This window comes from Buttiauxella sp. BIGb0471, assembly GCF_024807715.1.
In the GTDB taxonomy this organism is placed as follows: domain Bacteria; phylum Pseudomonadota; class Gammaproteobacteria; order Enterobacterales; family Enterobacteriaceae; genus Buttiauxella; species Buttiauxella agrestis.
Genome location: NZ_JANUEU010000001.1, coordinates 876,876 through 889,530 on the forward strand (window position 1 = coordinate 876,876; position 12,655 = coordinate 889,530).

The 12,655-nt window shown below is 45.4% G+C and carries 11 protein-coding genes; 7 read left to right on the forward strand and 4 right to left on the reverse strand.

The genetic code is table 11. The annotated features are described in order from the left end of the window. Nucleotides 1-134: 134 nt before the first annotated feature. From zinT to M2371_RS04120, 3 genes are all read right to left on the reverse strand, one after another. Nucleotides 135-782 (reverse strand): metal-binding protein ZinT, encoded by a 648-nt coding sequence (gene zinT, locus M2371_RS04110; protein WP_259266957.1) that lies wholly within the window; start codon nucleotides 780-782, stop codon nucleotides 135-137. A gap of 36 nt (nucleotides 783-818) precedes the next feature. Further along, nucleotides 819-1,577 (reverse strand): helix-turn-helix transcriptional regulator, encoded by a 759-nt coding sequence (locus M2371_RS04115; protein WP_259266958.1) that lies wholly within the window; start codon nucleotides 1,575-1,577, stop codon nucleotides 819-821. A gap of 197 nt (nucleotides 1,578-1,774) precedes the next feature. Beyond that, the gene (locus M2371_RS04120) at nucleotides 1,775-2,416 is read right to left on the reverse strand and encodes a helix-turn-helix domain-containing protein (protein ID WP_259266959.1); all 642 of its coding nucleotides are present in this window, start codon (nucleotides 2,414-2,416) and stop codon (nucleotides 1,775-1,777) included. A 335-nt stretch (nucleotides 2,417-2,751) separates the two neighbouring features. Between M2371_RS04120 and M2371_RS04125 the strand changes: the two genes are divergently transcribed. The 5 genes from M2371_RS04125 to M2371_RS04145 all read left to right on the forward strand — a co-directional run bounded on the left by M2371_RS04125 (nucleotide 2,752) and on the right by M2371_RS04145 (nucleotide 8,287). Further along, nucleotides 2,752-3,297, forward strand: coding sequence for a fimbrial protein (locus tag M2371_RS04125; RefSeq protein ID WP_259266960.1), 546 nt, complete (start codon nucleotides 2,752-2,754; stop codon nucleotides 3,295-3,297). A 66-nt stretch (nucleotides 3,298-3,363) separates the two neighbouring features. Next, nucleotides 3,364-4,053, forward strand: a complete 690-nt coding sequence (locus M2371_RS04130; RefSeq protein WP_310473311.1) for a fimbria/pilus periplasmic chaperone — start codon at nucleotides 3,364-3,366, stop codon at nucleotides 4,051-4,053. 51 nt (nucleotides 4,054-4,104) lie between these two features. Continuing rightward, nucleotides 4,105-6,645, forward strand: coding sequence for a fimbria/pilus outer membrane usher protein (locus M2371_RS04135; RefSeq protein ID WP_259266961.1), 2,541 nt, complete (start codon nucleotides 4,105-4,107; stop codon nucleotides 6,643-6,645). After that, nucleotides 6,629-7,171, forward strand: coding sequence for a fimbrial protein (locus tag M2371_RS04140; protein ID WP_172893961.1), 543 nt, complete (start codon nucleotides 6,629-6,631; stop codon nucleotides 7,169-7,171). The genes M2371_RS04135 and M2371_RS04140 overlap by 17 nt, the downstream gene beginning before the upstream one ends. Before the next feature lie 12 nt (nucleotides 7,172-7,183). Beyond that, nucleotides 7,184-8,287 carry a type 1 fimbrial protein gene (locus M2371_RS04145; RefSeq protein ID WP_259266962.1) on the forward strand — a complete coding sequence of 368 codons (1,104 nt, stop codon included), beginning with the start codon at nucleotides 7,184-7,186 and terminating at the stop codon, nucleotides 8,285-8,287. 5 nt (nucleotides 8,288-8,292) lie between these two features. Here M2371_RS04145 and M2371_RS04150 read toward each other — a convergent pair whose 3' ends face one another. Continuing rightward, nucleotides 8,293-9,759, reverse strand: a complete 1,467-nt coding sequence (locus M2371_RS04150) for a PLP-dependent aminotransferase family protein (RefSeq protein ID WP_259266963.1) — start codon at nucleotides 9,757-9,759, stop codon at nucleotides 8,293-8,295. 110 nt (nucleotides 9,760-9,869) lie between these two features. Between M2371_RS04150 and puuE the strand changes: the two genes are divergently transcribed. Together puuE and M2371_RS04160 are read left to right on the forward strand one after the other, a co-directional pair. After that, nucleotides 9,870-11,135, forward strand: a complete 1,266-nt coding sequence (puuE, locus tag M2371_RS04155) for a 4-aminobutyrate transaminase (protein WP_259266964.1) — start codon at nucleotides 9,870-9,872, stop codon at nucleotides 11,133-11,135. A gap of 11 nt (nucleotides 11,136-11,146) precedes the next feature. Next, nucleotides 11,147-12,595, forward strand: coding sequence for an NAD-dependent succinate-semialdehyde dehydrogenase (locus M2371_RS04160; protein WP_259267269.1), 1,449 nt, complete (start codon nucleotides 11,147-11,149; stop codon nucleotides 12,593-12,595). The last annotated feature ends 60 nt before the right edge of the window (nucleotides 12,596-12,655 follow it).

Genomic DNA, 12,655 nt, shown 5'->3' on the forward strand with positions numbered 1-12,655 from the left:
GGTTTTTCCGAGCCATTAGAGGGAAGTAGCGGATTAATGTGGTTGGTAAAATTGGCGTGTTATTAAGCTTTTCATCATTGTTGTGCGCGATTGTGCGCCGGAAATCGTGATGGCCCCGGCGCAGTTTGCAGGTATTAGTGTTCAAGCATCTCGTGGACAACCTGATTTTTGCTTAACGAGTACTCGTAAAAGGTCGGCCAGTTGTCCATCTCTTTCAATAGCGACTCTTGTGAGTCATTGCCCATGAAAATATGGAAGTGTTCAGATTTACGTGGGCCAATAATATGATCGCTAAACTGCACGTATTTCGGTGCTTTTGACTGGCTGTCTTTGCACTCAAACAAATAGCGCACGCCTTTTTTCCCGGAGGTATAGTTCAGGATTTTAAAGCCCGAATAATCGTACTTGCAGGCATTAACCATTTTACCCACATGAAATTCAATTACATTGTTTTCAATACCAATGGTATCAATATCCGTCGCATAACCTTTCTTATAATACTCTTTGTACTGCGCCGCTGTTTTGCTTCCATCTTTCTGCGCTTTTTTCTCCATCACCAGATCTAAATCGCCGTTTAACAAGTACGGATTAACTGACTGCCACATGCCATCCCAGTCGGTCAGGGCGCGATCTTTAACCTGTTGATTCTCAAAAACGCCTTCGCTGGCTTTCTTTTCTGCCTCTGTAAGAGGCGTTCCGTGCGAATGCCCATGTGCCAGAGCGCTGGTACTACTGAGCAAAATGCCCAGGCTGAGAACGGCAGTGGGGAAACGTGATGTCATAAAAACTCCAGAGAAAACCATGAATGTATGATTATGTTATAACATAACATTTCTGGAGTGCAATAGCGTGGTTAAATAAGCAGGAATGCCAGTAGAAACATCATGTAAAACCGGCTTTGATAGTTCAGGGGTCTTTCTATACTCGGAACCTAAGGTGGAACTGAACACAGAATCTAACTCTGGCAACATGAAGTCATAGCACTGTACTAAATCCAACTTTGCGCGTGATAACTCGAGCAGCAGACTGTCCGCCTTTTGTTTGAAGACAATTTTTTCAACCAGTTTGGGGATGTTTTTAACATTTACTTTTTTCATTATCGAACGTTTATGTGCGCTAATGGTTTTAACGGATAATGCCGACATTTCCGCGATATAACACAAGCTATTACCCTGGAGCAATAAGCTTAAAACGTGACTTTCCATCGATGTTAATAGCGCTCTTTTAACCGGTTGATTAATCCGAGATCTTTTTTTAACATCCCCTTTATTAATTATAGTGGTGAGTGTGTTACATACACCTCGTGTTGCATTTCTGCTGATGAAGTGGATTGTGCAAATGGTCGAAAGGTAACTTATTAATTTTTTGTCAAAAAGTCTCCTGTCTTCTATGTTTTCCATCATAAAAATAATAGTGCTTACTTGATCAAGATTAATATTCAGATTTATCTTTGGTAAATATTTTATGTCAACGATAATTATTGTTTTGCGGTTTACACAGTCACTGATTCCAGAATTAAAAAGACTACGCATACCGAATTCAAAAAAACTATCATTGCTCAATACGATAAAAGCCATTGCATTTCTCTTTGGGGTGTTTGAATTATTAGTTATCTAATATTGGGCGTCATTAATAAGTATGTTTGGGGCCATGCAACAAGTTGAATTTTTTGAAATATATCTTACAAATAGTATCCATCGAGAAAGTGAGGGGGTAGCAGCAAATTTTAATGAGTGTGGTTATCGAAAACGATAATTTTCATAAATCAGAAACTCTAAAATTTTTCTGGAAGAGAGTGTATTTTATTTAATATGCCATTCTTAATGAGAATATATTCGCCATCATTCAATTTCTTCAAAATGTCCATCACCCGGCTACGGGAAAGCATGCTGCGGTTAGTGATGAATTTCACCGCTGTTGTGGAGTAACGTTCTTCGACAGGTAATGACATCAATAAATATAGATGATGCTTTATAATGTGATAAGCATCACGAGCGATCAGATTCATATCACGCTCAACATAAACTTTAATAATCTTTCCAAGAACAATAGCAACTTCATGCCACAATCCTTCCTGTTCAATAATTCTTAACGCAGAATCCCTGGAAACAACTTTGACAGATAGCTTGCTATGCGCAAAAAGGATAACCTCGGGTTTATGTGAAACCATCACAAGGCCAAAGATGGCAGAAGCAAAAGTCTCTTGCATTAACAGGCGGTCGTTTTGGCGATAAAAGCCAAAAGCACCTGATTCTATTAGTAATATATTTTGTTCATTGCTTTTGAAATCAAAAAAAGCTTCATTATTTTTATAGGTGCGTTTCTCTCCAATGCCGTTCATGGCGGCAAAGAGCCTTTCTACTGCTGCAGCATATTCCGCGTCAACGTCCATTAGGTTGTTCAATGTTCTTTCCATAAATCCTCACTAAGTTAGTCTGAACGTCTCGGCAGTGAGCTGCGCATCAATAACTATAGTTTATATTTAATTTGAGAATTATCTAGTGCTTTAATAGCTGTGTCTAAATATTTTTAGAGTATTATATCGGATATCTAGTCCGATATTGGATTTCTGATCCAGAAATGGGCTTATATTCCAGTTGTGTATCATCAGTGCTATTGTAAAATGTATCTCGAATTTTCAATTTAAAGTGGTGATACGCATTTTTAATAATTAAAGAATCGTAGTCACTAAAACCTCTCTCAAAATATATTGAGCCACATAGTGTCATCTAATTTTTTTTCGGAGTATATATGAATATTAAGACTATGAATGTGCTGAGCTTAAGCGTGTTTACCATTGCGATGGTAACAGCAAGTTCTGCTTTTGCAGTAAATAAAATTACTTTTTCAGGAAAGGTAATTGATACAGCATGTACCGTAGTAATTAACGACGGTACTGCGACACTCGACTTAGGTGAAACATCTTTAACCGATCTTAATGCTGCTGGCCTGACAGGGGCACCAAAAGAATTCACTATCGCTTTAACAGATTGCCCGGCTGCCGCAGCAGGTGTGCCAACCAAGGCTTATATTAAATTTAGTGGTACCACTGATGGTGATAACACCTATTTTAAGAATGACCTTTCTGATACCGATGCTGCTTCTAATGTTGGAGTTATAATTAAAGATCCAGCAGGAACAGCTATTGTTAATAATGATGGCAATGGTGCGATAGCTATTAATGCTGAGGGTGGTGATCAAAGCCTTGAATATACTGCCAGCATGGTGGCTACCGCCACAGGCGCGACCAAAGGAAATGTTTCTACCGCAGTGACTTATAACGTCAGTTACGAATAAAAATCTTAATTATCAGGTGCTGTAATTATTATCTCCAGCACCTGATAACTTTATCGAGTATTAGTTATGAACGTAATGAAACGATCTTCACTTTATTTGTTGATATTAACTATTTTCGCCGGTGGCGCTGAAGCTAGTGTCACTGTCGGGGGCACTCGCGTCATTTATGATGGCAGTAAAAAAGAGACTTCACTTTCTGTAGAGAATAAAGACAGTGTTGCAAACCTGGTTCAGTCATGGATAAGTCCACTGGATGCAAAGGGACCTTCTACGGATGCAATTATTATCACTCCTCCGTTATTTCGCCTTAACGCGGGTGAGAAAAATGTTCTGCGTATTGTGCGTTCCGGCCTTGCTTTACCTGACGACAAAGAAAGCATGTATTGGCTGAATGTGAAAGGTATCCCCGCAACTAATGGTGATCAACCTAATAACAGTGTTCAAATAGCGGTTAATTCACGGATCAAACTTATTTATCGGCCAAAAGCATTGAAAGATACTTCACCTGAAAATGTCACGGGACAACTTAGTTGGAATTTGTCAGGGGATATTCTTACCGTCAGCAACCCAACTAAATACTATATGAACTTTGCATCCGTGAAAATAGACGGTAAAGAAATACCCTCTACCACCTTCGTCGCGCCTGGGGATAAAGCCAATTATAAAGTATCTCATGACGTTAATTCAGGGGGGATTACGTGGAGGATTTATAATGACTTCGGCATGGCCGGGCCTGAGCATAAATCTAAAATTTAATTGATAAAAATATGTATTTGTTATACGCAATATGAGGCCTGATGAAATTATATGAATTATAAATTTAATTATTTCGTTGTGTCTTGTGTATTGGCATCAGCCTTATCGCCTGTCTGTCATGTCATGGCTTCGGAGCGCTTCAATCCTGCGTTACTGGAAATGACAGATTCGACAATATCTGCTGCGGATCTTTCTGGCTTTGAAAGAGGCGAGCAAGCGCCGGGGAAATATCACCTCGACATTTTCATTAACAGTGAACAAGTTGATACACAGGAAATCACTTTTATTTCGGGCAAGGATGCCAAAGGGGCGTCTATGCTACAGGCATGCTTTACATCCCAGCAGTTAAAAGCATGGGGAGTAAAGATTGAGGAATATCCAAAGCTTAGCTTAAATGCAGATCAGTGCGCTGATTTTTCGGCTATTCCTCAGGCAACCGCCGAGTTGGATTTTAACAAGCAAAGATTGAATTTAAGCATTCCACAAATCGCCCTCGAATCAAACGTACGTGGCTATATATCACCTGATAAATGGGATGAAGGAATTAACGCATTCCTTTTAAATTACAGCCTGAGCGGGGTAACGACTAAAAATCGTCAAGCCAACCACGAAACGCTGAACAGCCAATATGGTAATTTTCATCCTGGTGTTAATCTAGGCCCATGGCGTTTCAGAAACTATTCCACATGGAACCATGATACAGATGGTAAAAGTGAATGGGACTCTGTGAATAATTATATCTCACGAGATATTAAGTCGTTACGGTCGCAGTTCACGGCAGGTGATAGTAATACCGCCGGAGATATTTTTGACAGTCTGGCATTTACTGGAGCACAACTGGCTTCCGATGAAGATATGACTCCTGATAGCCTTAAGGGATACGCTCCTGTTATTCGTGGAATCGCCAGAACAAACGCCGAAGTGACTGTATTTCAGAATGGGCACAGCATCTATAAAGCGTCTGTTGCCCCTGGTCCGTTTGAAATCAATGATATGTTTCCCACAGGTGGGGCCGGAGACATGTCGGTTACGATTACAGAGTCCGACGGTAGTGAGCAACATTTCACTGTCGCCTACGCATCATTGCCAATTTTGCAGCGTGAAGGTCATTTCAAATATTCAATGACGATGGGCAATACACGCACTGGGGGTAATAAAGATGCAAGTTTCGCTGAGTTAACGGCTATTTATGGCTTGCCGCATGGTATTACCGTTTATGGTGGAATCGAAGGCACTGATATTGGTTTTAACTCTGCATCTTTGGGGCTAGGGGTGAATTTAGGCGAATTTGGTGCTGTTTCTACTGACGTCACTCAGGCATGGGCCACGATAAATAGCGGTGAACAGGAGGGTGAAACGAGTCAAAAACAGAGCGGCCAGTCTCTACGTTTACGCTACAGCAAAAATATGCTTAAGACCGGGACGAATGTCACCATTGCTGGTTATCGCTATTCTACTTCTGGTTACTATTCTTTGCAGGACACCTTGCAGAGCTATAACTACGATGACGCCGATGATAACAAAAGGCGTAAAAACAGAACGGAATTTTCCGTCTCACAAGATATAGTTTATGGTTCATTGTCTGCAAACCTGGTCAATGAATCGTACTGGAATAATAAAAAAGAATCATCTATCGGCTTAAGTTATAACAATAGCTGGAATGGAATTAGTTATGGTTTTAATTATTCTTATAATATTAATTCTGAAAACAGCGAAGGTGAACCTGAGGAAAATGAAAATGATCAACAATTTTCATTTAATATCAGTGTCCCGTTGGATAAATTCTTACCATCGGCAACAGCAACGTATGGCATGAATAGCAGTAATACCGGTCCAGCTACGCATAATATTGGAGTCAATGGTACGGCATTTGATGATCGCTCACTTAACTGGAATGTCCAGGAAGGTTATTCAGAAGCGGATAAAAAAACCAATGGCGGGGTAAGCGCTAATTATAAAGGGCGATATTCGCAACTCACAGGGGGATATGCCTATGATGCTAATGTTAATCGTCTGAATTATGGTGTGCAGGGTGGGGTATTAATTCACTCCGGCGGTATAACCTTTTCTCAGCCTTACAACGATACGATTGTCTTAGTTAATACATCAGGTGCCGAAGGTGTACCATTAAATAACCAGACCGGTATTAAAACAGATAACAAAGGATTCGCGGTGGTGCCTTACGCCAGCCCTTACCGTAAAAATAGTATCTCACTTTCCACAGAGAACCTTGAAAACAGTGATGTGGACCTTGAGGATACGAGTAAGAATGTCATTCCAACTCGCGGTGCCGTTGTGGTCGCCAAATATAATGCGAGTTTGGGTTATCGCGCATTGATAACATTATCTCGACCTCAGGGTAGGTCTATACCATTTGGTGCGACGGTGACAAATAGCGCTGCTGATATTGAAAAGCGACATAGTAGTATCGTTGGTGATGAGCAAAAAGTTTATGTCACTGGACTTGAGACATCAGGGACTCTATTGGTTGTCTGGGGGCGTGCTAACGATGAACATTGTTCAGTGAATTATCATTTACCCAATAAGAAAAGTGAATCTGGAGTGGAGATTCTTCATGAACAATGCAACTAAAACTTTCTTTTTCTGTATTAGTCTGTGTCTGGCTTCCAATGCGTTTGCATTTAAGAGTTCAGATGCCATTAATGTTAATATCACAGGTGAGATAGTTGCACCATCTTGTAATGTTGATGTTACGGATACCGTACAGTTGGGCCAGTATTTACGTTCAGACTTGTCTATCCCTGGGGCGAACAGTGGATTAGTGACTTTAGATATTAATCTTAGTGGTTGTTCTGACCAGGCATCATTAGCGACGGTTGCATTTTCGGGTACGCCTTATTCTGCCGACCCCGCTTTCGCCAGTGCGATTTATGCGAATGATATTACAGATGGAACTCAAGATATTGGTTTACAACTCTTTAATTTAGATGGGAAACCTCTTACTAATTTAGCAAATGGTATTAGCTATAGCTTCCCGATCAATGCCGAAACGGGTACTGGCACACTGAAACTTGCTTCACGCTTATATTCACCACATGGTGCTCCTACTGCTGGAGATTTCAAAGCAACAGTGACATTAAACTTCTCATATCAATAAATTGCGGTAAACATGATGAAATGTACATATGGTAGGCTAATAAGAAATATAGCGGCTCTCTTTATCCTGGCTGTTTTTATTATTCCTCACGAGAGTTTTGCAGCTTGCAAACGCGGTGGTGGGATTTTTGCAGATAAAAGTATTTCAACAACAACAATTAGCCTGCCAAAGGACCTTGTTATTGAAAGCCGTGATTATAATGCAGGCGAGGTCCTTTATACTTCAGGTGTGAAGGACGGCTCTAACGATGATTTAACGATAACGGGTTGTAGCAGCAGGTATATGGTTGGTTTTTTTTACAATCACTCTCCGCAAGTTGAAGCTACGGCATACCAGGGTGTTATGCCAACGAATATTCAGGGACTAGGAGTTCAGGTTATGGCTTATAATCAGGCCGGCCCTTATGATGGGGAAATGATCATAGATAATAGCTGGCATGATGGTGATGGTTCTCGAGGGGACCATACCCTTAGAAGTTCCTCGTATATGATTTCGCTCGTCGCGACGGGTGGGCCGATTTCATCGGGAACATTAACTTTCGGTAGCCCTGTTGCGCAAGTGGATTTCCGGGAAAGTGCTTCTCATAGTGATGACGGTGATGTCGCATCAAATTTATCGCTCTCCAATGCCAATGTGGTGGTTAAAGCAATGGGCTGCTCGGCAGATGTTTCCGCGATTAGTTTTCCTTTCGGCAAAATCAACCTGGATCAATTTAACGGACAAACTAAGGTGGGTTCGGTCCCCACTCAGGATGTCAATCTGAGTTGTGAACCGGGAACCAATGTCTCGTTATCCGTTACAGCAGTTGAATCAAAAGAAGACGAAGCTAATCATACGGTCATCGCGCTAACGGGGGCCGGAAACGAAGGTGTCGCGAGTGGCGTTGGAGTGCAGTTGGGGTTAAAAACCAGCGGCTATGATAGCGGGTCAAATGGTTTAGCATTGAACACTAGCATTCCACTCATCACATCTAACCGTGATGGAGGAACGGTTATCTCCGGAGGTGCTTCCGGGCAGGAAAAGTTAACCTTCAGCGCAATATATTATAAAACCGCAGCGGTGGTAAAACCTGGAACAGCCAATGCCACGGCGACACTGACTTTAACCTATAACTAATCTGTTTAACGCTTAATAATTTCCACCAGGCGCAGAAAAGAGGGCAACATGTCGTCGTCCTGAACGCTGGCAAATCCAACTAATAACCCTTTTGATTTCTGCGCATTAAAATAGTAGCGCGACAGCGGCCTGACCAGAATACCTTCGGCATTCGCAAGGTTCGCAATATGGATATCGTCTGCTGCGGCGGGAAGCTGAATGATTAAATGTAAACCCGCATTGCTGTTGTAATAGCCGAGATATTCTTCCCCTAAATGCCGCTTAATTAACTCGACCAGTTGGTTGCGTCGTTTGCTATATAACTGGCGCATTTTGCGGATATGCGCGGCGTAATAGCCTTCGCGGATAAACTCCGCAAGTGCCGCCTGAATCACCTGATGACCGCTGCGATATAATTCGTTGTGAACTTTTTTCAGCGGAGCGGCGAGCACTTTGGGTAATACCACATAACCCAGGCGCAGTGCAGGGTAGAGCGTTTTACTGAACGTGCCGATGTAAATGACCGGACTGTTCTCCTCAAGCCCCTGAAGCGAGGGAATCGGCTGGCCGGAAAAACGAAATTCGCTGTCGTAATCATCTTCAACAATCCAGCTCTGGAATTCCCTGGCCTGCGAAAGTAATAGCTGGCGGCGCGGCAGGCTCATCACAGAACCCAGCGGATACTGATGCGAGGGCGTAACAAAAATTAATTTTGGCTTTTCATCGGCATTTGCCTGCGGCATTAATCCCTGATCGTCAACCTCCAGCGCCGAAATATTCACCGCATTCATGCGCAGAATATTTTTAATTCCCCAGTAGCCGGGTTCTTCAATCCACGCATTGTCGCCAGGATTACACAGCGTGCGGGTGACTAAATCCAACGCCTGGTGGATCCCTTCGGTAATGAGAATCTGGTCGGTGGTGCATTTTACGCCGCGTGCGGTGCGCAGATAATCCGAGAGTGCAGATTTTAACTCCTCCAGTCCGGATGCGGCGTCGTAGGTCAGATATTCAGGATTCGGGCGTCTGGCGACGCGGTCGCAGATTTTCTTAAACGTACGATGCGGAAAGCTTTCGACATCCGGCACGCCAGGGATGAAGTCCCCCCATTGCGCCGGGCTGGCGCTGGCGTTTTCCAGCAATTCAAGGCAGCGCAGGGAAAGACTGGCGCGGTCTTCTGGCGCAGTGGCTGGCACCCTGCGTGCGGCCTGCGTATTCAGGTTATCCAGCACGCTTTCGGTGACAAACGTGCCGCTGCTGGTGCGCGTTGAAATATACCCTTCGGCCTGTAATTGCTCATACACCCGTAGCACGGTGTTACGCGAAAGCGATAACTCATTGGCCAAATCGCGGGTTGGCGGCATTCGCGCCGCAGGGCGCAAACTTCCCTCAAGAATACAATTACATATCGCGGCATAAAGTTTCTTATGCAGTTTCTCGGCAGGCGTCTGGAGAAATGCCTGCTTGATCACATCTACGGTAAGTGAACGCATTTGGATCCTATGAATAAAACGATTTGGCTCTCGATTCAGGTACCAGATACTGTCTAAATGAAATTTGACAATCAACCTGTAAATCTTAATTTCGTGTGAGGGATAAAAAAATGAGCAATAACGAACTCCACCAACGTCGTCTGGCCGCTACTCCGCGTGGCGTGGGCGTGATGTGTAATTTCTTTGCGCAAACGGCTGAAAACAGCACCATTACCGATGTGGAAGGGAAGCAATATATCGATTTTGCTGCGGGCATTGCGGTACTCAACACCGGCCATCGCCACCCGCGCCTGGTTCAGGCCATCGAACAGCAGCTTCATGCGTTTACCCACACCGCTTATCAGATTGTCCCTTACGAAAGTTATGTCGCGCTGGCAGAAAAAATTAACGCCGCCGCCCCGATTATTGGCCCTAAGAAAACGGCGTTTTTCACCACTGGCGCTGAAGCCGTTGAAAATGCCGTTAAAATCGCTCGTGCCCATACCGGCCGCCCAGGCGTGATTGCTTTTAGCGGTGGATTCCATGGCCGCACCTATATGACGATGGCGCTGACGGGCAAAGTGGCTCCCTACAAAATTGGCTTTGGCCCATTCCCCGGCTCCGTATTCCACGCGCCGTACCCGTCTGAGCTCAGTGGTATTTCCACCGAAGATGCGGTGAAAGCCATCGAGCGCCTGTTCAAATCTGACATTGAAGCGACGCAAGTAGCCGCGATCATCTTCGAGCCTGTTCAGGGCGAAGGCGGTTTTAACGTGGCTCCGCCTGAATTTGTGGCGGCTATTCGCCAGATTTGTAACACCCACGGCATCGTGATGATTGCCGACGAAGTGCAAAGCGGTTTTGCCCGTACCGGCAAAATGTTTGCCATGAACCACTATTCCCATCAGCCCGATTTGATGACGATGGCGAAAAGCCTGGCGGGTGGGATGCCGTTATCCGGCGTGGTCGGCAAAGCAGAAATCATGGATGCGCCAGCGCCGGGCGGACTAGGGGGAACCTACGCCGGGAACCCGCTTGCCGTTGCTTCGGCTCACGCGGTGCTGGATGTCATTGCGGACGAAAAACTCTGCTTACGCGCGCAAACACTGGGCGAACGCCTGACTTCACGGCTGCGTGAAATCACCGCCACCTGTCCTGCGCTGGTTGAAATCCGTGGCCTGGGTTCGATGGTTGCGGCTGAGTTTTACGACCCGGCAACCGGAGAACCGTCTGCAGCCGTCGCGCAACAAGTGCAAAAACGTGCGCTGGAGCAAGGCTTGCTGCTGCTGACCTGCGGGCAAAATGGCAACGTGATTCGCTTCTTGTACCCGCTGACGATTCCCGATGCGCAGTTCGATCAGGCGCTGGATATCCTTAAAACCGCGACGCAGATGTGAGACTCAAAATGATCAATTTGAAAAATAGCGATTTGCTGCGCGATGCCTGCCTGATTGCAGGGGAATGGAGCCATGCGCAGTCGGGTAAAACCATGCCGGTTGTGAATGCTGCCACCGGGGAAAAAATAGCGGATGTGCCTTCAATGGCGCAGGCCGAAACGCAATGCGCCATTGAAGCTGCTGAAGTTGCGCAAAAAAAGTGGAAGACGCAAACAGCAGCCAGTCGCGCCAAAATCCTGCATAGCTGGGTAAACCTGATTCAGGAAAACAGTGAAGATCTGGCGCGACTGATGACTCTGGAAGGCGGCAAACCGCTGGCGGAGGCGCGGGGTGAAATCAATTACGCCGCCTCGTTTATTACCTGGTTTGCCGAAGAAGCCAAAAGGGTGGACGGCGTTTTATTACAGCCAACGGCGGCGGATCAACGTTTTATCGTCTCGAAACAACCGATCGGCGTTTGCGCGGCAATTACACCGTGGAATTTCCCGGCGGCGATGATCACCCGCAAAGTCGCGCCGGCACTTGCCGCAGGCTGCGCGATTATCGTAAAACCCGCGGAGCAAACCCCGCTGACCTCATTGGCGCTGGCAAAACTGGCAGAGCTGGCGGGCTTGCCGCAAGGGTTGTTGCAGGTAATCACAGGGGACGCCAAAGAAATTGGCGGTGAACTGTGCCGCAACGCGACGGTTCGTAAACTGAGTTTTACCGGCTCCACGGACACCGGGCGTTTGTTAATGGCGCAGTGCGCGCCGACCATCAAAAAATTGTCGCTGGAGTTAGGGGGCAATGCGCCCGTTATCGTCTTCGATGACGCCGATCTTGAGTTGGCCGTGAAAGGCATTATGGCGTCGAAATTCCGTAATAGCGGCCAGACATGCGTGTGCGCGAACCGAATTTATGTGCAAAGCGGGATATATCAGGCACTCAGCGCGGAACTGGTCAAAGCGGTGGACGCGCTGAAGGTCGGCAACGGCATGGATGACGGCGTCACTCAAGGGCCGCTAATCAATGCCAAAGCGATTGAGAAGGTGGAACTCCATATTCATGACGCGGTAGAAAAGGGTGCAACAGTATTAATCGGCGGTCACAAACACGCGTTAGGCGGAAACTTTTTCGCGCCGACGGTGGTGGCAAATGTGACGCAAAATATGCGCTTTGCGAAAGAAGAAACCTTCGGGCCAGTTGCGCCGCTATTTAAATTTGAAACCGATGCCGAAGCGGTTAATTACGCCAACGACACCGAATTTGGTTTAGCCGCTTATATCTTCACTCAGGATGCAAAACGCCAATGGCTCATCCCAGAGGCCCTGGAATATGGCATGGTTGGCGTCAATACCGGGCTGATTTCTAATGAAGTTGCACCGTTTGGCGGGATTAAACAGTCCGGCCTGGGGCGAGAAGGTTCGCGTTTTGGCATAGATGAGTATCTGGAGATGAAGTATGTCTGCGTAAAACTCTGACTTTGTAAAATGGTGGATGACGCTTCGCTTATCCACCCTACAATTCATCGCGCCATAGCC

Excerpts from the sequence above, each read along its gene's own strand:
- M2371_RS04130 (WP_310473311.1), top strand. The coding sequence starts at position 3,364 with ATGAACGTAATGAAACGATCTTCACTTTATTTGTTGATATTAACTATT.
- M2371_RS04125 (WP_259266960.1), top strand. The coding sequence starts at position 2,752 with ATGAATATTAAGACTATGAATGTGCTGAGCTTAAGCGTGTTTACCATT.
- zinT (WP_259266957.1), bottom strand. The coding sequence starts at position 782 with ATGACATCACGTTTCCCCACTGCCGTTCTCAGCCTGGGCATTTTGCTC.
- M2371_RS04150 (WP_259266963.1), bottom strand. The coding sequence starts at position 9,759 with ATGCGTTCACTTACCGTAGATGTGATCAAGCAGGCATTTCTCCAGACG.
- M2371_RS04140 (WP_172893961.1), top strand. The coding sequence starts at position 6,629 with ATGAACAATGCAACTAAAACTTTCTTTTTCTGTATTAGTCTGTGTCTG.
- M2371_RS04120 (WP_259266959.1), bottom strand. The coding sequence starts at position 2,416 with ATGGAAAGAACATTGAACAACCTAATGGACGTTGACGCGGAATATGCT.
- puuE (WP_259266964.1), top strand. The coding sequence starts at position 9,870 with ATGAGCAATAACGAACTCCACCAACGTCGTCTGGCCGCTACTCCGCGT.
- M2371_RS04145 (WP_259266962.1), top strand. The coding sequence starts at position 7,184 with ATGATGAAATGTACATATGGTAGGCTAATAAGAAATATAGCGGCTCTC.
- M2371_RS04115 (WP_259266958.1), bottom strand. The coding sequence starts at position 1,577 with ATGGCTTTTATCGTATTGAGCAATGATAGTTTTTTTGAATTCGGTATG.
- M2371_RS04135 (WP_259266961.1), top strand. The coding sequence starts at position 4,105 with ATGAATTATAAATTTAATTATTTCGTTGTGTCTTGTGTATTGGCATCA.